This window comes from Nocardia barduliensis (assembly GCF_013315795.1).
Taxonomy (GTDB): domain Bacteria; phylum Actinomycetota; class Actinomycetes; order Mycobacteriales; family Mycobacteriaceae; genus Nocardia; species Nocardia barduliensis.
This window is the reverse complement of the sequence record NZ_JABLTE010000070.1, coordinates 1-19,518: the sequence shown is the minus strand read 5'-3', so window position 1 is coordinate 19,518 and position 19,518 is coordinate 1. Positions and strand designations below refer to the sequence as shown.

The following is a 19,518-nucleotide window of genomic DNA, read 5'->3' as shown; positions in this document are numbered from 1 at the left end:
CAGCTACCCCGATCGCCCGGTCCGGCTACCGAGTTCACCAGCTGGAGTCGGTGACCGATCCACCACGATCGCGTTCTACGGTCTCGGTATCGGTGAAGCGCATGCCGCTGCCGTCGGAGAACTCCCTGCGCTCCCGCGCGTTCGGCGGCGCGGTGGGGGCGGGCACCGGTTCCGGTGCACGCAGGTCGGGCATACCCTCGACCAGGTCCGACAGCTTCGGCATCCGCGCCCGATGAGTATCCAACGGCGCCATCAGATCCCGTGTCTTACGCGCCACATCCGCGCTGGCCTGCTGCGCGGCCTCGGTGATGGCCTTGGCGATCTCGGCATAGCTCAGGTCCTCGATGTTCGCCCCGAACTGGGTATCGATGACCGTGTTGTCGGCGTTCACGACCACTGTGACCCGCTTACCGCGCACCGTCGCGCGGCCGGTGAGCTCGGCGCGCTCCTGCTGCAACCGGGCGATGATCCGCATCTGTTCCTGGACGCCGTCGAGGATGTCGGCCAAGTCCGCCTTGGCTTGCTCGTTCGTCATGGTCGGTGACCCCGGCCTCAGCGGATGCCGTCGCGGTTGCCGTGCTCCATGTCGTGCAGCAGGTCGGCGGTCTCGGTCTGTCCTTCGCTGAAGTTCCCGAAGGTGCCCGCGACGTTGCGCCCGCCCTGGATCAGGTTGTCCCGCGTGGTGGTGTAACCGCCCTGCCCGTCGGGGCCGTTGGCGAAATTGCGACCGATGGTGTCGTCGCCCCAGCAGTTTCCGCGCGCGGCGATCGACGTGCTCAATCTGTCGATGATGCCGTTGACCCGGTCCTGGACATGCCCCGTCTTCCGGGCCGCCTTGCGGAACAGATGCTCATCGAATTCGACATTGTCCGCCATCGCGTCCGCTCCTCCACCCTCGAGTCCTTCCCAGCCACGGTAACACCGGATGACTAATCACCAGTGACACCAACGTGAACGGGAACTTCCTCGGCGCTTGCGGGCAGACGCCACCCCAGGTGGGGCCGGGTCGCAATCACCGGATCGCGCCGATGCCCCGAGTTTTCGGGGCAAGACAGCGGTTCACAATTCCAGCATGAGGGTGACCGGGCCGTCGTTCACCGAGTCGATTCGCATGTGCGCGCCGAACCGGCCGGTGGCGACGGTTGCGCCGAGTTCGCGCAATGCCTCCGCGAAGACCTCGACAAGGGGTTCGGCTATCGCGCCGGGCGCGGCCGCGGACCAGGACGGGCGCCTGCCCTTCCGGGTGTCGGCGTAGAGGGTGAACTGACTGATCACCAGGATCGGGGCGCCCAAATCCGCTGCCGAGCGCTCGCCGTCCAATATGCGTAGCCGCCATACCTTGTCGGCCAGCGCCTTCGCGATCGCCTCGGTGTCGGAGTGGGTCACGCCGACCAGCGCGAGCAGGCCGTGCGGGACCCCGCGGGCCGCCGGATCGATCCGGCCGACGACCTGGCCTTCGACGGTGACCTGCGCCGAACTCACGCGTTGCAAGAGGGCTCGCACAACCCCTGATCATGCCTTCCGGTCGAGCACGGGCGGCCGGTCGGGTGGCCACCCGCCGCACAGCCCGGTCAGCCTGGCCGGATACAGGTGCGCGCGGACGGCAACCATGACAAACTCGGTGCGCAGAAGGTTGTGTTGCGCGGTTGCCGCGCGGTGGCGGAGGATCATGCTGGAAACGAGGAGCGCGATGGATCTGGACGCGATGGAGCGTCAGATCGCGGCGGATCGGTATGCGGCGCTCGACCGTACGGTCGAATCCGAACTGCGCTTGGCCACCTCGCTCGGTGAACTCGCCAAGGGGCTGATCGCCACCAAGACCAACAGCGCGACGCGCGACCGCACCAGGGAGGCACTGGCGCCCGCCGAGGAGGCGGTGGCGATCCGCTTGCGCTTGCTGTCCAGGGGCCAGGTGCTGACCGCCCGCTTGGCGGGCGAGTTGAACGACGCGCTGCGCTCGTTCGAGCAGGCCGCGCGGCACAGCGGCCGCCGGGAACTGGCCACCACCACGATCCGCCGCGCCTGCGACGTCTACCGTCAGGTCGCGCGGGACCATCCCGAGGTAGCGGGGCCGTGCGCCGACGGTCTGTCCAAGTGCGGCGTATGGCTGGGCAGGCTGGATCAGGACGCCGCAGTCGCAGCGACCGAGTCGGCCGCCCGCATCCGCGCGGGACTGGCGGCGGCCAATCCGGAACTGTCCGGAAAATACTTGGCCAGCCTGAGCACGCTGCTGCGGACACTCATGGTCGGCCGTTCGCGCAAGCAGGCCATCGCCATGTACCGGGAGCGGTACGCCGCGTTCACCTCGACCAGCATGTCGATCCGCCTGCGCGCGTGCGGCATCCAGGACCTCGACCTCACCCCGAAGTCGCACCGGGCGTTGGTCGAACTGGGCTGTCGCACGCTGGAACAGGCGGGACGGCTCACCCAGCAGCAGGTGATGTTCAAATCCTCCGGCGACCTGTCGACCGTCGAGGAGATCAACTGGAAGCTGGCCCTCGTCGGCCTGCGACCGCTCGCGCCGGGCGCCGAGCAGGACCAGCCCGCGACGCCCGTGCAGATCGGCTCCACTTTCGGGGCGCTGAGCGTGTACTTGCCCGCGCGGGACGCCATCGCCCAGGTGCGCGCCGCGATCATCGCGGCCTATGCCGTCGACGACGCCTACCCCCTCGACCGCGAGAGCTACCTCGGCACCAACGAGTCGAAGTGGAAGATCCGCGAGCCCGAACTGAACACCTCCAGCACCCTCGGCGACGACATCGTGCTGATCGATCAGCCCTACGGCGGCTGGGTGACGGTCATGAGCCTGAACTGGGAACTCACGCCGGTGGCGAAAAACCCGCTGGCGCTGCGCCTGTCCCAGGACTGGCCGGTCGCGGCCATCACGGTGACCGAGAACGTGGCCTACGAGCTGTGCTGGTACGAGCACGGCGCGGCCACCCAGTACGCCGCGCTCGGCCGTCCGGCCGGGCAGGCTCCGCTGGACAAGCCCCTGGCGCCACTGGATTTCGAGACCCTGGCGCTGTACAACCCCGACCGGGCGACCGAGACCAAACTGCGCGCGGCCTTCGGCAACACGAAGGTGTTCGCCAACCTGACCTATCTGCCGGACTGCGGCCTGCGCCAGATCAGTGTCGACACGCCGTTGTCCGAGCACGGCGACCGCGTCCTGTTCTTCCGTACGACGCCCTGAGGCCCGGCCGGGACGTCCCTGCCGCAGCGGCGATTTGCGGCGAGGTAGCACACATCGCAGCAGCGACGGTGAACAAAATGCACCCTGCTCCCGCCTCCGCATTCCCATAGGTCATTTGACCAGGAAATACGTCTGCCGAAGTGAACGCGGAGCGGTCCGCCGACCCGCGCTGGTTACCGCACCCACCGGTAACCAGCAGGCAAACGAATTTCTCGAGAACTAATTGCACGGAATGTTTGATCTGTTCCATGGAGTGCTCTACTGAGACAACGCCCGCACCGTGTACTGGATCACAGCATTGATGCCGCAGCACCGGCCGGGCGGCTTGGAAAAAGTCGAACGAAGTTACCCGAGGGCCCCATGGACCAACTGGCGTTGGCGGACACTCCGACCGCCCGATGCGCCTACTATCGACACACTTGCGACCTGCCTGCCGGAGTTCATCCGGAACTCGGCCGAATAGTCGTCCGCGCCGGATTCGTCGGCGCGATCACGATGCCCGCCGCGTTGGGGCAGAAGGTTCGCGAAGATCTCACCGAGCGTCGAATAGCGCTGGGTCCGATAGTCTCTCACGTCAGATCCAAACGGTGGACCTTCCTGACCCGCCCCGATCTACCCGACGACGTCCGGCTGTTCGCCGAACTGTTCCGTCTGAACGTCTCGATCGTGCCCAGCGGCGGCGAGATCGCCCTGCCGTCCCCCGCCGACGCCGACGCGGGCTACCGGAACTGGATCGTGGCTCCCCAGAACGGCTTCCGGCCCTCCGGCTCGTCCATCGTCGAAACCGTCCGCTCCTGCACGAGAACGGGTAGGCGATGACCACCGGGGCCGCCCTGCCCGCGAAACATCAAGTACTGCAAGCCTGCCGAGGTGAACTGCAAGAAAGCAACCCGCTGCTGCGCGGTGCACACGAACTCACCACATTGCACGAACGCAGGCTCAGCGCCGGTCAGGATTCACTCGACGAGATCGATGCGTTGCGTGCGAGCCTGATTCGCGACATCGATCGCTGGATCACGGTGCAGCTGCCACCCGCGCACGGCGCGGCGCACATACACACCGAAACGGTAGGCGCGGTGATCGACCGTCTGGCCCAGTTCACCGCGAACGCCTACGCGGCGCTGGCCAGCGCTTCGGAATGGGATCTGTGGGACGCCTGGCAGCGCTTGGCCGAACTGGCCGTCGGCTACGACGACCTCGCCGCCGAAGTCTGCGCGGGCGTGCGGAGACTTCCCGGCGCATCGTAGGTTCCGTCGCGGCTCCCCATCCGTAGATTGGACGCATGGGGAGTCCGGCCGACCGAGACGACGCGAAGTTCGCCCTGCACGCCACAAGAGCGCGTTCGTTCGGCGCGCACGCCGCCGCGTACGCCGAACACCGCCCCGACTACCCGGTCGAGGCCCTCCGATGGGCGCTGGCCGCCGTCGCCGACCGGCGGCCGCTGACCGTTCTCGACCTGGGCGCAGGCACCGGCAAGCTGACCGAGGGGCTGCTCGAAGTCGGCGCGACGGTGATCGCCGTCGAACCGGACGAGCACATGCGCGCCGAACTGATCCGCCGGTTCCCGAGCGTCGCCGCGCATGGCGGTGCCGCAGAGGCCATTCCGCTCGCGGACGCTTCGGTGGACGCGATCGTCGCCGGGCAGGCGTTCCACTGGTTCGACCTGGACCGCGCCTATCCGGAGTTCCTCAGGGTGCTGCGGCCCGGCGGCGTTCTCGCCGCCCTGTGGAACACCGACGACACCTCGGTGGAATGGGTCGCCGGGTTGAAGCAGGTTGCCGGGTCCAGCGTGTCCACCGCTCCGCCACCGAGCGGACAGGTCCACCTTCCCGACCACCCGCTGTTCGGTGCGCACGAGTTCGAACGGTCGACTTTCCCGCACCGGCATCGACGCACCGCCGAGTCCCTGACGGCGACCATCGGCACGCAATCGCACACGCTGGTGATCCCGCCCGAGGAGCGGGCCGAGGTGCTCGGCCGGATCATGGACTATCTGCGCGGTAGGCCGGAGACATCCGAAGGCGAATTCGACCTGCCCATCCTGACTTCGGCACTGCGATCCACGCTGCGCGCCCCGGACTGAACGGCTACTTACGCAGACGAAACACCCAGGCCACGACGTTTCCCCCCACCCGGACCGAGGCGGCGGACCGGCCTGATCGCAGCGAACTGCGCCGCGGGCCAGCGCAATTCGAGTAGCAAGCTACTCACGTCCGCACCACCCGCCCGGCCATACGCTGACGGCATCGTTCAAAACAATGTCGAACCAAGGAGAAAGTAACCGTTCCGCCCCGCACGGGCACCGCCCCGGGCTCACCGCTTCGGCTGAACACGCAGGACGCGGGTGCAAGGAACGACGTCACCGATCCAGCGCGAGCTGGGTATCGCCCGGTGGTCGTGTCGGCGCATGGTGTCGACACGCGAACGCGCGGCGAGATCGACCAGGACTCCTGGCGTCGGTGCGGCTCGTTTCCTCGCCGCGCAGTGTTGCCGGATCGGACGGCTCGATGGCCGCGCCCGCCGTGCGCTACTCCGGACGCAGCGTCAGGATCCGCGGTCCGTCCTCGGTGACCGCGACGGTGTGCTCCCAATGTGCCGCGCGACTGCCGTCCACGGTGACCACGGTCCAGTCGTCGTCGAGCACCTTGGTCTGGGTGGTGCCGAGCGTGAGCATCGGCTCGATCGCGAGCACCGAGCCCACCACGAGTTTCGGCCCCTTGCCCGGTTCGCCCTCGTTGGCGAGGAACGGGTCGAGGTGCATCTCGCGGCCGATGCCGTGCCCACCGTAGCCGTCGACGATGCCGTAGGCGCGCCCGTGCTCCTTCTCGGCGGCCCGGGTGCCCAGCTCGATGGCATGCGAGACGTCGGTGAGCCGGTTGCCCGGCAACATCGCCGCGATACCCGCCTCCATCGACAGCTCGGTCGCCACGCTGAGCAGCCGGTCGGCCTCGATGATCGTGCCGACGCCGAAGGTCCACGCGGAATCACCGTGCCAGCCGTCGAGGATCGCCCCGCAGTCGATGGAGACCAGGTCGCCCTCGGCGAGGATCTCCTCGGCGGTCGGGATCCCGTGCACCACGCGATCGTTCACCGACGCGCAGATGGACGCGGGAAAGCCGTGGTAGCCCTTGAACGACGGCACCGCGCCCGCGTCCCGGATCACCTGCTCGGCGACCTCGTCCAGTTCCAGGGTGGACACCCCCGGTTTGGCGGCCGTGCGCACGGCCACCAAAGCGCGGCCGACGATCGCGCCGGCCGCCGCCATGGCATCCAGTTCGCCTGCCGTCCGGAACGGCACGACCTTCTTCTTGCGATTGAAGACCATCCGGCCTCAGCGCTCCATCGCGAACTTGCTCAGTGGCCCAGCGCGCGCAGTGCCCGCGCGTTGACGTCGTCGACCTCGCCGACACCGTCCACCGAGACGACCAGACCGTCGTAGTGGTCGAGCAGCGGCTCGGTCTCCTCGCGGTACACCCGCAGCCGGTTGCGGATCACGCCCTCGTTGTCGTCGGTGCGACCGCGGGCCAGCATCCGCTCCACCACGGTGTCCTCCGGCACGACGAAGCGCAGCACGGCATCGAGCTTGGCGTTCATGTCCTTGAGGATCTTCTCCAGCGCGTCGGCCTGGTCGACCGTGCGCGGGTATCCGTCGAGTACGAACCCGTTGGCGGCGTCGGGCTCGTTGACCCGCGCCTCCACCATCCGATTGGTCACGTCGCTGGGCACCAAGTCGCCCGCGTCCATGTACTTCTGCGCCTCGCGGCCCAGCGGGGTCTGCTGGCTGATATTCGCACGGAACAGGTCCCCGGTGGAGATGTGCGGAACGCCCAGCTTCTCCGACAGCAGGACAGCCTGGGTGCCTTTACCGGCGCCCGGCGGACCGAGCAGTACAACTCTCACTTGAGGAACCCTTCGTAATTTCGATTCATCAGCTGGCTCTCGATCTGCTTCACCGTGTCCAAACCGACGCTCACCATGATCAGCACCGCGGTACCGCCGAACGGGAGGTTCTGGACGCCACCGGAAGAACCGATATCGAGGAACACGTTCGGCAGTACGGCGACCAGACCGAGATAGATCGAGCCGGGGAGGGTGATACGGCTCAGGACGAAGTTGAGGTAGTCGGCGGTCGGCTTACCGGGCCGGTAGCCCGGGATGAAGCCGCCGAACTTCTTCATCTCGTCGGCGCGCTCCTCCGGGTTGAAGGTGATCGCGACGTAGAAGTAGGTGAAGAACACGATCAGACCGAAGTAGATCGCGATGTACACCGGGTTGCTGGGGTTCACCAGGTACTTCTGGATGATCTCCTGCCACCAGCTCGGGTCCGGGTTGTTCTGCGATCCCGTCAGCTGCGCCACCAGGTTCGGCAGGTACAGCAGCGACGAGGCGAAGATGACCGGGATGACGCCCGCCTGGTTCACCTTCAGCGGCAGGTAGGTCGAGGAGCCGCCGTACATCTTCCGGCCGACCACGCGCTTGGCGTACTGGACCGGGATCCGGCGCTGGCCCTGCTCGACGAAGATCACGGCCGTGACGATCGCCAGCGCGGCGACACAGACCAGGGCGAACACCAGACCGCCCCGGCTGTCCAGGATGGCCTTGCCCTCGGTCGGGATGCGGGCGGCGATGCCGGCGAAGATCAGCAGGGACATGCCGTTGCCGATGCCGCGCTCGGTGATCTGCTCGCCGAACCACATCACCAGCGCCGCGCCCGCGGTCATCACGAGCACGATGATGATCATGCCGAAGATGCTGGTGTCGGCCAGGATGTCCTCCTGGCAGCCCTGCAACAGCTGATCGCGGGCCGCCAGGGCGACCAGGCCGGTGGCCTGCAGGATCGCCAGGGCGATCGACAGGTATCTGGTGTACTGCGTCATCTTGGTCTGGCCGGATTGGCCTTCCTTGCGCAGTTCCTCGAACCGCGGGATGACGACCGTGAGCAGCTGGATGATGATGCTCGCGGTGATGTAGGGCATGATGCCGATCGCGAAGACCGACAGCTGCAGCAGCGCACCACCGGAGAACAGGTTGATCAGCTGGTAGATGCCGCCGGACTCACCGCCGGAAACCAGGTCGATACACTCCTGGACCGCCTTGTAGTCCACACCGGGGGACGGCAGCGAAGCACCCAGCCGGTACAACGCGATCAACCCCAGCGTGAAGAGAATCTTCCGCCGTAAGTCCGGAGTCCGGAAGGCCGATACGAAGGCGGAAAGCACTGATCCTCCTGGCGAACGACATGGTCATGACATGGATGTTCAGCGATGTCCCTGCTCGACACAGAAGGGACGCCGAAAACCACGACGAGGCTTGGCAGACAACTATTGAACTCTAACAGTGGCACCGGACGAGCCTTCACTCGTCCGGTGCCGCTGTTATGCAGAGTACCGTCAGCCCAGCTCGGTGACGGTGCCACCGGCGGCGGTGATCTTCTCCTTCGCCGCGCCGGTGACCTTGTCCACGGTCACCTGGACCGCGACGCCGATCTCCCCGTCGCCGAGGACCTTGACCAGCTGGTTCTTGCGAACCGCGCCGGCCGCCACGAGCTCGGCCTTGCCGACCTCGCCGCCCTCGGGGAACAGCTTCGCGATGGCGCCGACGTTCACGACCTGGTATTCCGTGCGGAACGGGTTCGTGAAGCCCTTGAGCTTGGGCAGCCGCATGTGCAGCGGCATCTGCCCGCCCTCGAAGGCGGCAGGCACGTTCTTGCGCGCCTTGGTGCCCTTGGTACCACGGCCCGCGGTCTTGCCCTTGGAGCCCTCACCGCGACCCACACGGGTCTTCTCGGTCTTGGCGCCGGGAGCCGGACGCAGGTGGTGCAACTTGATGGTCATGTCAGACCTCCTCAACGGTCACGAGGTGGCGCACGACGTTGATCAGCCCGCGGTTCTGGGGGTTGTCCTCGCGGACCACGGTCTTGCGGATACCGCGCAGACCCAGGGTCCGAAGGCTGTCCCGCTGATTCTTCTTGGCGCCGATCGAGCTCTTGATCTGGGTCACCTTGAGATCTGCCATTACTTGACACCTCCGGCAGCCTGAGCGCGCGCACGCAGCATGCCCGCAGGAGCGACGTCCTCGAGCGGCAGGCCACGACGGGCCGCGACCTCTTCCGGACGCTGCAGCAGCTTGAGGGCAGTGACAGTCGCATGCACGACGTTGATGGCGTTGTCGCTACCGAGCGACTTCGCCAGAATGTCGTGGATACCGGCGCATTCCAGCACGGCACGCGCCGCGCCACCGGCGATCACACCGGTACCGGGCGAGGCCGGACGCAGCATGACCACACCGGCGGCCGCCTCACCCTGAACGGGGTGGGTGATGGTGGAGCCGATCATCGGGACGCGGAAGAAGTTCTTGCGAGCCTCTTCGACACCCTTCTGGATGGCCGCGGGAACTTCCTTGGCCTTGCCGTAGCCGACGCCGACCAGACCGTTGCCGTCACCGACGATCACCAGGGCGGTGAAGCTGAAGCGCCGACCACCCTTCACGACCTTGGAGACGCGGTTGATCGCGACGACGCGCTCGAGTTGGTTCTTCTCGGCGGCGCTGTCGCGACGGTCGCCGCCGCCCCGACGGTCGCCACCACCGCGACGGTCGCCGCGGCCGCCCTCGGGGGCGCTGCCATTCTGTCCGGCGGGCCCGTTTCCGCCGTCACGCCTCTGACGTCCCGGCATCAGACGTTCCTTCCGTTCTTGTTGTCGATCATCAGAATTTCAACCCACCTTCGCGAGCGGCATCGGCCAGTGCGGCGATCCGGCCGTGGTAGTCGTGCCCACCACGGTCGAACACGACGGCCTCGACACCGGCGGCCTTGGCCCGCTCGGCGAGCAGAGCGCCGACCTTCTTGCTCTTGGCGGACTTGTCGCCGTCCAGCGCGCGGACGTCGGCCTCGATGGTCGAGGCGGCGGCGACGGTCTTGCCGACCGAGTCGTCCACCAGCTGCGCGTGCAGGTGCCGCGAGGAGCGGTTGACCACCAGACGCGGACGCTCGGTGGTGCCTTCCACCTTCTTGCGCAGGCGGAAGTGACGGCGCGTCTTCGACAGGCGACGCTGCGTCGACACGTCCTTGCCCAGGGGGATGCGCTTGGCCTTCTGGTTTTCGGTTTGCGCCATGATCACTTACCCGTCTTTCCGACCTTGCGGCGAACGACCTCGCCGGCGTAGCGGATGCCCTTGCCCTTGTACGGGTCGGGCTTGCGCAGGCCGTGGATGACCGCCGAAATCTGGCCGACCTTCTGCTTGTCGATTCCGGACACGGAGAACTTGGTGGGCGATTCCACCGCGAAGGTGATGCCCTCGGGCGCCTCGATCGGCACCGGGTGGCTGTAGCCGAGGGCGAACTCGAGGTTCTGGCCCTTGAGCGCGACGCGGTAACCGACGCCGAAGATTTCCATCTTCTTCTCGTAGCCCTGGGTCACACCGACGATCATGTTCGACACGAGGGTGCGGGTCAGGCCGTGCAGCGCGCGGCTGCGGCGCTCGTCGTCCGGACGGGCGACCTCGAGCTGGCCGTCCTCGCCCTTGACGACGGTGATCGGCTCGGCGACGGTGAGCGACAGGGTGCCCTTGGGCCCCTTCACCGAGATGTCCTGGCCGTCGATGGTCACATCCACACCGGCCGGAAGGGCGATGGGCTTCTTACCAATACGCGACATTGTCCTGCTCCCCTTACCAGACGTAAGCGAGGACTTCGCCGCCCACGCCCTGCTTGGCCGCCTGCTTGTCGGTCAACAGGCCGGAGGACGTGGAGATGATCGCCACGCCGAGGCCGCCGAGCACCTTGGGCAGGTTGGTGGATTTCGCGTACACGCGCAGACCGGGCTTGGAGACACGGCGCACGCCGGCGAGGCTGCGCTCACGGCTCGGGCCGTACTTGAGGTCGACGATGAGCGTCTTGCCCACCTGTGCGTCCTCGGTCCGGTAATCGGCGATGTAGCCCTCGCGCTTGAGGATCTCGGCGATGTTCGCCTTGAGCTTCGAGTGCGGAGCCTTCACCTGATCGTGGTACGCCGAGTTGGCGTTGCGCAGACGTGTCAGGAAGTCTGCGATCGGATCAGTCATGGTCATGGTTCGACCTAGACACCTTTCTCGCCGCGGTTCCCATACAGCGCCGCCGTGCACATCGGCACGCCCAGCGGTGGGCCTACGACAATTCGGATGGTCCGGCCGGCACTTGCCGACCGGAGGAGGTTCGATCGCCCGAGCGCACGCATGCGGACATGGAGGTGCCCAGGCAACCGCTCTAGTGTAGGCAAGGGGTTCACCAGGGCAAAATCGGGGTGTGTGAGCCCGTCGTCTTATCCAGTTTGTGACCAGCGGAAATGACCCGCCGCCGGTCTAACATGAGGCTATGTCGAGCTCAGGCGTCGAGCGACCCGACCTCCCGGAGTTCATGACCTGGGAGGAGTTCGAGCAGCTACCCGAGGAGATCGCCGGACAGATCGAGCTGCGGAACGGGCGCGTCGTCTGGCGACAGCGAGAACCTGCCGAACATCAAGCGCTCGCGTTCGCGCTGACCAGCGCACTCAAGCGCTGCGCACGTGATGGCATGGCCGAGCAGCCACAAAGCTGGTGGCGCGTCGACTTCGAAACCAACGTGTTCTTCGGCAAGACCGGCAAGTCCGACTTCGCCACCCCCGACGTCCTCGTCTATCGCCGCCTCGACGCCCCCTACCAGGACATTCGCGCCCAAGACGTGCTACTCGTGAGCCGAATTCATGCTCCGTGGAGCACCGCTACCGATCCTCACGACGAGCAGAGGCGCTACGCCGATGCAGGCGTTCCCTGGTATTGGGAAGTGACGCTCGCGCGTAAACAGAGCACCATCGCGATGGTTCGCGCATACGCCCTGGAAACCGCCCCCGGCAAGCTCCCACCCGGCGTACGCCCGCTGCATCCGACGAACTACCTCCTGATCGGCAAGTGGGCACCGAACGATTCCGACGCGATCACCATCGACTTCCCGTTCCCGATCCACATCCCGTGGTCGGAGTTGGAATTCTGATACAGACGACGCCGCCTCAGTTCCAGATCGCCCGCACTGGCATATATGCCACAATACTCATATGCCCCTCAAGCGCACCATGGTCTACGCCGACGCCGAAGACCTTGCCGTCATCAAAGAAGCGGCTGCACGGAGCGACGTCAGCGAGGCGGAGATCATCCGCAATGCGATCCATCTGGCCGCGATGCGGGTGCGCCGCCGCTCCGAACCCTTGCGGTTGAGGCGTTTCGCGAGCGGCGATCCCACTCTGGCCGAACGCGTCGACGACATCCTCGCCGACAACTTCGGCGACGACGCGGACCGCGAGTGACATCGGACTTCGAGCGCCCAGGAATTGTCATCGCCGACACTTCCGGCCTCATCGCCGCATTCGACACCTCGTCACCGGACAGCGACGGCGCCTTTCGGGTACTGGAACAGGCTGGGCTCGTGGTCCTGTCGCCCCTGGTTCTCGCCGAGGTCGACCACGTCGCGCGTCGGGAACTCGGCTCGCGCGTCTCCACGGAGATGATCGAAGACCTCACCGCTCAGGCGCGTACCAAGCACTTCGAAGTCGCTGTGGTAACTGCCGACGTTCTCGAGCAGGCCAACGCCGTCCGCAGGCTCTATCCCGATCTGCGCCTGAATCTCGCGGACGCCGTGACAGCCGCCCTGGCCGCCGACTACGAGACCAACGAAGTCCTCACACTCGACCGGAGGGACTTCCGCGCGGTGACCCCGCTCACCGAGCACAAATCCTTCCGAGTACTACCGGACGACCTATAGCTACACAGACCACGCCCCCCAAACTCACCCCCCGTGCCTTCGACGCCCACAGTTTTTGAATCGCAAGTGGCACACCACTGCGCCATCGGCCGAGTAAGCCTCTCGATGGTGTGCCACTCGCGGCCCCATTCGCACGGGTGTTCTGCCTGAGTCGAGGATTGGTTCGCAGCTTGTTGATGCGAGAGTCTTCACGGTTGTAAGTAGAGGCGCTCGCACGGCAAACGCGGCAGTCCGGCGGTTTCGCCGGGAACAACGATGAGGTCGGCAGCAGCGCGTACGGCGCACCACTCTCGAATGAATCGCACGGCTGCGGCGTGGCAAGCGGCGAAGTCCAGGCTCATGCCGTCTAGCAGGACGCGCAGGCGGACATCGGGCTCCTCCGGGCGCGGGGTGGTCACGTCGCCGGGTCGCACGGTTCAGCAGCCGATGCGGGCTGCGTGGTGCGCGGAATCCTAAATCGCACCTGCCCGGCGGCCACGGCGTCCACCATCGCGTTGAACCCATCCCAGTGCCGCACGTGGTGGAGCACTTGGTCCTCGGTGATTCCGCCGGGTTGCCGTTCCTCGCGACGGCAGCGCACGAAATCTGCGGTGAGCAGGCTGACCATCTCGCCGTAGGAGTAACGCATCTCCTCGACGTCCGCAGCAGGCTCGTAGCCCTCTCGGCTCGCCGATTCGAGCATGTCTTCCACATATCGGTCGATCGCCCAGATATGCAGGTCCATCAGGTAGGCGAGCCGCTGGCTCATCGGACGGCCAGGCTTGCGGGTCGCGTAGTGCCGGACCCACACGCCGAGCAGCCCCACAGCCGACACCATCAGCGCGTCCGCCGGCTCGATGCGGGCGTTGAAGATATCGAAGAAGGCACGTGTGCCCGGCAAGCGCAACGCACGAACGTGCTTTTTGCTCAGAGGAATTCCTGGATCGGTTGTCACCGAACTCCCCTGGCCCGCGTGGAAGATTCGGGAGAACCGAGAGCGGACAGGTTGATCGCTCGCGGCGGAAGGCATCGGCTCATCGCCGCGACCACCACCATCGCCGAGGGCCGGAAACCGTCGCGAGGCGGCTCGACCCAATGCCGTACCGCAGGAGGGCGATCGGACGGCGACGGCAACGCGATCGCCCGCCCGTGGCCGTAAACCGTGACACCAGCCCGATACAACTGGGCGAACACAGCGGCCGAGTCCGGGAGATCGGGACGCACGAGAAAGACCCAGCTGCGCGATCTCGGGTACGACACGATCGGCCCGGTAGCGCTGCCTCGCCGCCGGAGTTCTTCGCGGACCTCGTGGCCGAGATACGCCGCCATCCCCAAGCCCCATACGCTCCCAGCCGGGACCGTGATGCGTCCGGTGTGCGGGTCCACGCCAGCGGCGAGTCCGCCGATACGGCGGTAGAACGCGCACCTGGTGGTGGGAGTGTCACGAAAGGAGCTTTCCTGCATGGTGTTCCCCTGCCGTCGGATGAATCGGAAGTGCGCCCGATCGCGGATTTCTTGCCGCTTCGAACTGACAAAGCCCTGTTCAGCGGGCCGGCGCAGGCACAGCACACCAGCCGGACATCGCCCACTTCGACCTGATTCGCGTATTCCCGACAACTTCTCCGAAAGCCCTGGACAGCATTGAACTCTGGGGTATCAATGGATGCAGTTCAGACCGTGTGCTGGATTCATTCACCTGGGGGAAAGCCGATGACCGAAGTCGAGTCGCCGACGCTGCTGCGCCGCCAGCTCGGCAGATTTCTGCGCGAGGCGCGTGAAGGCTGCGGCCTGACGATCGCCGTCGCCGCGACTGAAGTTCAACTCAGCTTCAACGGGCTACAACGCCTGGAAACCGGACGGGCGGTGAAGCCGCGCCGCCAGGACGTGCGGGAGCTGTGCATGCTCTACGAGGTGAACGCCGAGCAGACCGAACAGGCGGTGGGGCTGGCGTCGCGTGCGGCTACGGCGCGAGACGAGGACGGCATCACTCCGCTCGGCGGATTGTTCTCGGATGCCTTCAACATGTACGTCGGGATGGAGCGGTCGGCTCAGCGGCTCACGTCATATGCGGTGCAGGTGCCTGGATTGCTGCAAACCGCCGACTATGCCCGCGCGCTGATCGGCGCTTTTCTACACGACGGTCCCAAGGAGGAGATCGAGCAACGAGTACGTCTTCGTCTCAACAGGCAGGTCGCCGTCACTCGCAAGACACGCCCGGTCGAACTTCACGTGCTTCTCGATGAATCAGCGCTCTACCGGGTCGTCGGCGGCCCGAAAGTGATGGCCGCGCAACACCGATACCTGGCCGATGTCGGCACACAGCCGAACGTCACTCTGCGCATCCACCCGTACTCAGCCGGATACACGCGCGGCATTTTGCACGGCTCGTTCGTGCTCCTGAACTTCGGTACCGACAGCAGGGGAAGGCCGATCGAACCGCCGGTCGTCTACCTCGACGGCGGGATGAGCAGTGATCTCTACTTGGAAAGGCCCGAATTGGTGCAGCGTTACACTGAAATGGCCGACGCCATCCGAGAGACGGCCCTGGATGAAAGAACCACGCGAGACCTGCTCCGCCGGGTAGCAAGGAGTTTTGACGGTGACCGCTGACCTATCCGGAGCAAGCTGGTTCAAGAGCAGCTTCAGCGAATCCAATGGCCAGTGCGTAGAGATCGCCCACCTGCACGACGGCACGGTCGGCATGCGCGACTCCAAGAACCCGACCGGCCCGGCCCTGACGTTCACCCCCACCGCCTGGGACACCTTCCTGTCCGCAACCAAAGACGGCGATTTCCACCACAGCTGAGAACCTATCGAGCCCGGCCGCACCCCGCTGCCGGGCTCAACACTTAACCGCCCCGCCGCCCACCCGGCCGATCCCCCACGAGTGGCACACGGCTGCGGCGAAACGCGAGTAGACCCCTCGCTGGTGTGCCACTCGCGGCGAATGAGGAGTGGCACAACCCACTTCTCACGCATGCAAGTAGGGATCGTCCGCCCAAGGATCACCATAGTTCTCGTACGGATCGCCCAGCTCCCGCAACCGCCGCCTGCCACTTTCGGTTATCTTCGCCCTGAAGATCTCGCTGGAGCCGATCTCGTCATCAGGAATTCTCAGGTATCCGGGCACCCCATCATATCCGTCCGAAATCTGCCTGATTGCTTCCTCGATACCAACATTCCAGGGTTCCCACCCCTTGCCACCCCCAGGAAAAGCCCCGAACTCGATGTGTCCTTCGTTCGCTAATTCTCGGATGACATCGAGGACGTAAGTGCGCGAGTATTCTTCCGCAGCAATTTTCTCGATCGTCCCGTCGAACTCGCCGATCGGAGCCCAGTCGTCCGAGACGTTGCATAAAAGGAAGTTCTCCAACTTCTCGATCACGGCAGATGAACCATCACTGACCCGCCTGTGACCCGCAGATCCCATAGCAACCAACGCAGATGCAGTACTGCTCCTCACCTTCGGGGGCGTGATACATCGAATGCTCCGGCGTCAGCACCGCTTCGAGGGAAAACCCGACTTCGGACAATCTGGACTGATCGATAGCCAGAGCATTGCGAAGGACCGGAAACTCCCCGAAGTTTTCGAGCTCGCTCAGCATATAAGCGATGTAGTCGATGTCAGGATCGTTTCGTCGCCGACCCAGTTCGGCAAAACCGCCAGCAAGCCGTCTTCCCCTCCGGTGCGGACGAGTTGCTCAGCCGCGTCGACTCGGATGGTCACGATCTCGTCATCGAGCATCGCCTCTTGCAGCCGTTGTCGCGCACTGCTGAAGCGAATGTTTCGCCCGAGGTCAGGTATCGCTTCGATCCTCATAGCATTATCACTACTCCGGGAGCGCGCCAATACCGACGACAGATCAGTATCGGATTCACCGGTGTCCACTATGGAATCCCCTCGAGTAGCGCACCTCGGGCGGCCCCACATCCTCTCATCTCCCCATGACATCATGCAGATCTTTCAGACCGCGTCGCGCATCGGGCGATATGTCCGATTCAGCAATGGAGGCTGCGTTCTGCAAAACCGGAAACTCACCCAAGTTGTCCAGGTCGCTCAGTCGGTATGCGATGTAATCGACATCACCGTCGTCTCGCCGACCAAGTTCTTCCAGAACCGACAGCAGGCCCTCCTGCCCGCCATACCGCACCAGAGCCTCGGCGGCTTCGATCTGCATCGTGACCACGTCATCGTCCAGCATCTCCACAAGACGCTTGCGCGCCTGAGCATCGAAGATCAGGGCACTCAACTCGGAGATGGCGCGAAGCCTCACCAGTCCCTCATCGCTGCGGGAATGCTCCAGAGCTGCCCGCAGACCGACTTGCCCATCCGCCGTGTTCACTATGGGATCTCCTCAGGTAAGGCGGGTCTGACACTGTCATTGATGGTACGCGCGAAAATCCGACCTGTAGCGGGGTCGATATTTTTCTGAATTTCCACAACGTGCGGTGTCGGAATATATTGCCCCGTCGCCTTGTCCATGTGCGGCTTTCCGACAACGTCTACTCGGCTGGTCGCCACCCCGTCAGCATCGAAATGCGAGTAATGTGTGATGTTTCCCTGAGCATCCCGTTTGACAAGGTATCCGTTCGGGGGACCGCCCTGAGTTGGCAAGTTCCGCCCGGTCCATACCTGGGCGTTGTCCAACTCTTCCTTGAGAGACTTTTTCGGTGGCTTAGGGGCGTCGTCCGCCTTCTTACGCAGCCGATCACGCAGGTCGGTGACCACCTTTCTGGCCTTGACCGCGGCATCCTTCGCTTCCTGTTTGACGCCCGCGATCTGCAGCGCCTTGCGGGCTCGCCAGGCGATGATGCCATCCTTGATCTTTCCGGCCCATTTCTGCACCGTGATCAACGCCTTGCCTGCGGTGACCGCGCCTGCGCCGAAGCTGATCAGCGCGAGGCCCACGGTGATCGCGGCGTCGATCGCGAGATCGGCGGCGAGAGACTTCAAGAAGCCCTCGATCTCGCCACGGAGTTCGGTCAACGCGTCCTTGTAGGCCAGGCACGACTGGCTGATCTGGATGCAGGCGGTCAGCAGTTGGTCGATGGCGTTGGCGAGGGATTTGAGGTCGTCTCGGATGTAGCCCGCGTCGTCGGCGGTGATGTTGTCGAACAGTCCCGCCGCGATCGTGATCTTGTCGCGGGCGTTCGTGTTCTGGTAGATCGTGCCGAGTCGGTCCCAGGCGTCGGCTGCCTTGGCGAGTTTGCCGGTGTCCCCGTCGGGGACCGGTATGCCGATATGACTGGCGATATTGATGCCCTTGTCGACGATGCCCTGCCCGGGACCGCCCGCCGAGGCCGGGACCGAGAACGGTCCGAACACGGGCATGTCCGGATTCGTCGGCCGCTCCGGCTGCGGCGCGCCCTTCATGGTGGCATTGGCTTGGGCATGCAAGAAGCCGATGTCGTTGAGCGCGCAGCCATATGCGTACAACGTGGAGTGGACGTCCTGGAAAAAGCCCACCGCCTCGTACGCGGCCGCGTTGTAGGAGCGTGCCCACTCCTGGCCGTTCTCGTCCACACCGGCCATAGATCCGCATCCGGACAGTTCCGCGAAGATGTACAGAAAGCTGTCACGCAGCGCGGATGCGGCGTCGAAACAGTTGGTGGCCGCTTGGTAGTAAGCCCTCGGCTCGACAGCCAGGGCCGTCATATACCCAGAATCCGCAGGCCCTCGGCGACAGCGCCGGTGTAACCCGCGTGGGCCAGCCGCACCGCCTCTTCCAAAGCCGTGAGTCCTTCCCGGACGTCTGTGACGCCGGACATCCACTCGTCGTGCGCTTCGCGGTAGGCCACCATCACCGCCCCCGCCGACGCCGCATCGACTTCTTTCGCTTTCTGATCGATGGCAGCCAACTGATCGGAGAGCAATCCAGCGAATCCCCGGATCCGGGCAGCCAGATTATCGAGTTTGTCGAGATCGACCGAGAAGGCTTCGGCGTCTGCTGACATGATGCGGCCATCCTTTCTCAGGGCAGATCGAGCGAGCTGACCTCGGCGGCGAAATTTTGATCGGTGCCACGAACGGTGTCGGCAGTGATCCCCAGCTTCTCCGCCAACTCGAACAGGGCGTCCCACACCTGCACTGCCCCCTGGTGGAACTCCTCCCAGCCGACCGAGAATGCGCCGGAGTTGCTGCCGGTCCAGCTCTCCAGCATGTCTCGCACATCGGTTTCCAGCGCCGAGTACCGTTCCCGGCACTGAGTGGCGACATCGAACGCCAAGCGACCCAACGCTTCGACTTCGTCGGTATCAACCGACAGTGATGGCCCTTCCCCCGCCAAGCCTCTGCCCCCCTACCAGCGAACGTCCAAGCGCCAAGGCACCTCAGGCGCGGTGACAGCGGAAGTCACAGCCGCACACACCACCCGCTTCCAGATCGACGGTAGTGAAATGGCGGCTCATGCGTTCGGGGCAACCACCATTCGACTACCGACAATCGAAAAGCACTGCTGCTAAATCGGTTCCACGTTGTGGACAAATGTCACAGAGTTTGCCTTGACGGGCGCGCAGTCGCTACCAATAGTGCGTTCAATACACACGATGCGACGTTCGATTCGTCCACGTCGGGGGG

29 protein-coding genes are annotated in these 19,518 nt (G+C 65.1%); 9 read left to right on the top strand and 20 right to left on the bottom strand.

Features of this window, described 5'->3' with window-relative positions:
- Positions 1 to 34 precede the first annotated feature (34 nt).
- The 3 genes from HOV91_RS26035 to dtd all read right to left on the bottom strand — a co-directional run bounded on the left by HOV91_RS26035 (position 35) and on the right by dtd (position 1,503).
- Positions 35 to 535: a YbaB/EbfC family nucleoid-associated protein gene (locus tag HOV91_RS26035; RefSeq protein WP_174188028.1), complete on the bottom strand. Its 501-nt coding sequence runs from the start codon at positions 533 to 535 to the stop codon at positions 35 to 37.
- A gap of 17 nt (positions 536 to 552) precedes the next feature.
- A complete protein-coding gene (locus HOV91_RS26030; protein WP_174188027.1) occupies positions 553 to 876 on the bottom strand; it encodes a hypothetical protein in 324 nt (107 codons plus the stop codon).
- A 183-nt stretch (positions 877 to 1,059) separates the two neighbouring features.
- Positions 1,060 to 1,503 (bottom strand): D-aminoacyl-tRNA deacylase, encoded by a 444-nt coding sequence (gene dtd / locus HOV91_RS26025; protein WP_174188026.1) that lies wholly within the window; start codon positions 1,501 to 1,503, stop codon positions 1,060 to 1,062.
- Between the two features lie 166 nt (positions 1,504 to 1,669).
- On the opposite strand from dtd, the gene HOV91_RS26020 reads away from it, so the two are divergent.
- From HOV91_RS26020 to HOV91_RS26005, 4 genes are all read left to right on the top strand, one after another.
- Positions 1,670 to 3,193, top strand: a complete 1,524-nt coding sequence (locus tag HOV91_RS26020) for a hypothetical protein (protein WP_246350843.1) — start codon at positions 1,670 to 1,672, stop codon at positions 3,191 to 3,193.
- Positions 3,194 to 3,553: 360 nt separating this feature from the next.
- On the top strand, positions 3,554 to 4,012 hold the full coding sequence (locus HOV91_RS26015; protein ID WP_174188025.1) for a DNA-directed RNA polymerase subunit beta: 459 nt from the start codon (positions 3,554 to 3,556) through the stop codon (positions 4,010 to 4,012).
- Complete coding sequence (locus HOV91_RS26010) at positions 4,009 to 4,440, top strand: DUF4254 domain-containing protein (protein ID WP_174188024.1); 432 nt, start codon at positions 4,009 to 4,011, stop codon at positions 4,438 to 4,440. Before HOV91_RS26015 ends, HOV91_RS26010 begins: the two co-directional genes overlap by 4 nt.
- A 35-nt stretch (positions 4,441 to 4,475) precedes the next feature.
- On the top strand, positions 4,476 to 5,276 hold the full coding sequence (locus tag HOV91_RS26005; protein WP_174188023.1) for a class I SAM-dependent methyltransferase: 801 nt from the start codon (positions 4,476 to 4,478) through the stop codon (positions 5,274 to 5,276).
- 444 nt (positions 5,277 to 5,720) lie between these two features.
- Here HOV91_RS26005 and map read toward each other — a convergent pair whose 3' ends face one another.
- The 9 genes from map to rpsH form a co-directional block, all read right to left on the bottom strand.
- Complete coding sequence (gene map / locus HOV91_RS26000; RefSeq protein WP_174188022.1) at positions 5,721 to 6,518, bottom strand: type I methionyl aminopeptidase; 798 nt, start codon at positions 6,516 to 6,518, stop codon at positions 5,721 to 5,723.
- Positions 6,519 to 6,547: 29 nt separating this feature from the next.
- Positions 6,548 to 7,093, bottom strand: a complete 546-nt coding sequence (locus HOV91_RS25995) for an adenylate kinase (RefSeq protein WP_043719891.1) — start codon at positions 7,091 to 7,093, stop codon at positions 6,548 to 6,550.
- Complete coding sequence (gene secY, locus HOV91_RS25990; protein WP_174188021.1) at positions 7,090 to 8,412, bottom strand: preprotein translocase subunit SecY; 1,323 nt, start codon at positions 8,410 to 8,412, stop codon at positions 7,090 to 7,092. The genes HOV91_RS25995 and secY overlap by 4 nt, the downstream gene beginning before the upstream one ends.
- A 171-nt stretch (positions 8,413 to 8,583) precedes the next feature.
- Positions 8,584 to 9,027, bottom strand: a complete 444-nt coding sequence (gene rplO / locus HOV91_RS25985; RefSeq protein ID WP_174188020.1) for a 50S ribosomal protein L15 — start codon at positions 9,025 to 9,027, stop codon at positions 8,584 to 8,586.
- Between the two features lies 1 nt (position 9,028).
- Positions 9,029 to 9,208 carry a 50S ribosomal protein L30 gene (rpmD, locus tag HOV91_RS25980; protein ID WP_043687386.1) on the bottom strand — a complete coding sequence of 60 codons (180 nt, stop codon included), beginning with the start codon at positions 9,206 to 9,208 and terminating at the stop codon, positions 9,029 to 9,031.
- Positions 9,208 to 9,867, bottom strand: coding sequence for a 30S ribosomal protein S5 (gene rpsE, locus HOV91_RS25975; protein WP_174188019.1), 660 nt, complete (start codon positions 9,865 to 9,867; stop codon positions 9,208 to 9,210). Before rpsE ends, rpmD begins: the two co-directional genes overlap by 1 nt.
- A 31-nt stretch (positions 9,868 to 9,898) precedes the next feature.
- The gene (gene rplR, locus HOV91_RS25970) at positions 9,899 to 10,306 is read right to left on the bottom strand and encodes a 50S ribosomal protein L18 (protein WP_246350840.1); all 408 of its coding nucleotides are present in this window, start codon (positions 10,304 to 10,306) and stop codon (positions 9,899 to 9,901) included.
- Positions 10,307 to 10,308: 2 nt separating this feature from the next.
- On the bottom strand, positions 10,309 to 10,848 hold the full coding sequence (rplF, locus tag HOV91_RS25965) for a 50S ribosomal protein L6 (RefSeq protein ID WP_174188018.1): 540 nt from the start codon (positions 10,846 to 10,848) through the stop codon (positions 10,309 to 10,311).
- 13 nt (positions 10,849 to 10,861) lie between these two features.
- On the bottom strand, positions 10,862 to 11,260 hold the full coding sequence (gene rpsH / locus HOV91_RS25960) for a 30S ribosomal protein S8 (RefSeq protein WP_039795549.1): 399 nt from the start codon (positions 11,258 to 11,260) through the stop codon (positions 10,862 to 10,864).
- A 325-nt stretch (positions 11,261 to 11,585) separates the two neighbouring features.
- On the opposite strand from rpsH, the gene HOV91_RS25955 reads away from it, so the two are divergent.
- The 3 genes from HOV91_RS25955 to HOV91_RS25945 all read left to right on the top strand — a co-directional run bounded on the left by HOV91_RS25955 (position 11,586) and on the right by HOV91_RS25945 (position 12,962).
- Entirely contained in the window at positions 11,586 to 12,197 is a 612-nt protein-coding gene (locus HOV91_RS25955) for a Uma2 family endonuclease (RefSeq protein WP_174188017.1), read from the top strand.
- 61 nt (positions 12,198 to 12,258) lie between these two features.
- A complete protein-coding gene (locus HOV91_RS25950; RefSeq protein ID WP_174188016.1) occupies positions 12,259 to 12,507 on the top strand; it encodes a ribbon-helix-helix domain-containing protein in 249 nt (82 codons plus the stop codon).
- Positions 12,504 to 12,962, top strand: a complete 459-nt coding sequence (locus HOV91_RS25945) for a PIN domain-containing protein (RefSeq protein WP_217441159.1) — start codon at positions 12,504 to 12,506, stop codon at positions 12,960 to 12,962. The genes HOV91_RS25950 and HOV91_RS25945 overlap by 4 nt, the downstream gene beginning before the upstream one ends.
- Before the next feature lie 394 nt (positions 12,963 to 13,356).
- Here the strand turns inward: HOV91_RS25945 and HOV91_RS25940 are convergent, their stop codons facing one another.
- A complete protein-coding gene (locus HOV91_RS25940; protein WP_174188015.1) occupies positions 13,357 to 13,971 on the bottom strand; it encodes a hypothetical protein in 615 nt (204 codons plus the stop codon).
- Between the two features lie 680 nt (positions 13,972 to 14,651).
- Here HOV91_RS25940 and HOV91_RS25935 point away from each other — a divergent pair.
- Positions 14,652 to 15,551, top strand: a complete 900-nt coding sequence (locus HOV91_RS25935; protein WP_174188014.1) for a helix-turn-helix domain-containing protein — start codon at positions 14,652 to 14,654, stop codon at positions 15,549 to 15,551.
- The gene (locus tag HOV91_RS25930; RefSeq protein ID WP_174188013.1) at positions 15,541 to 15,747 is read left to right on the top strand and encodes a DUF397 domain-containing protein; all 207 of its coding nucleotides are present in this window, start codon (positions 15,541 to 15,543) and stop codon (positions 15,745 to 15,747) included. Before HOV91_RS25935 ends, HOV91_RS25930 begins: the two co-directional genes overlap by 11 nt.
- Before the next feature lie 165 nt (positions 15,748 to 15,912).
- Here HOV91_RS25930 and HOV91_RS25925 read toward each other — a convergent pair whose 3' ends face one another.
- The 7 genes from HOV91_RS25925 to HOV91_RS25895 all read right to left on the bottom strand — a co-directional run bounded on the left by HOV91_RS25925 (position 15,913) and on the right by HOV91_RS25895 (position 19,228).
- The gene (locus tag HOV91_RS25925; protein WP_174188012.1) at positions 15,913 to 16,326 is read right to left on the bottom strand and encodes a hypothetical protein; all 414 of its coding nucleotides are present in this window, start codon (positions 16,324 to 16,326) and stop codon (positions 15,913 to 15,915) included.
- 13 nt (positions 16,327 to 16,339) lie between these two features.
- Positions 16,340 to 16,546, bottom strand: coding sequence for a hypothetical protein (locus HOV91_RS25920; protein ID WP_174188011.1), 207 nt, complete (start codon positions 16,544 to 16,546; stop codon positions 16,340 to 16,342).
- Entirely contained in the window at positions 16,540 to 16,761 is a 222-nt protein-coding gene (locus HOV91_RS25915) for a hypothetical protein (RefSeq protein WP_174188010.1), read from the bottom strand. Before HOV91_RS25915 ends, HOV91_RS25920 begins: the two co-directional genes overlap by 7 nt.
- 115 nt (positions 16,762 to 16,876) lie before the next feature.
- Entirely contained in the window at positions 16,877 to 17,284 is a 408-nt protein-coding gene (locus HOV91_RS25910) for a HEAT repeat domain-containing protein (protein WP_174188009.1), read from the bottom strand.
- Positions 17,284 to 18,597 carry a polymorphic toxin type 24 domain-containing protein gene (locus HOV91_RS25905; RefSeq protein ID WP_174188008.1) on the bottom strand — a complete coding sequence of 438 codons (1,314 nt, stop codon included), beginning with the start codon at positions 18,595 to 18,597 and terminating at the stop codon, positions 17,284 to 17,286. Before HOV91_RS25905 ends, HOV91_RS25910 begins: the two co-directional genes overlap by 1 nt.
- On the bottom strand, positions 18,594 to 18,896 hold the full coding sequence (locus HOV91_RS25900; protein WP_174188007.1) for a WXG100 family type VII secretion target: 303 nt from the start codon (positions 18,894 to 18,896) through the stop codon (positions 18,594 to 18,596). Before HOV91_RS25900 ends, HOV91_RS25905 begins: the two co-directional genes overlap by 4 nt.
- A gap of 17 nt (positions 18,897 to 18,913) precedes the next feature.
- Positions 18,914 to 19,228: a WXG100 family type VII secretion target gene (locus tag HOV91_RS25895; protein ID WP_281370951.1), complete on the bottom strand. Its 315-nt coding sequence runs from the start codon at positions 19,226 to 19,228 to the stop codon at positions 18,914 to 18,916.
- Positions 19,229 to 19,518 lie beyond the last annotated feature (290 nt).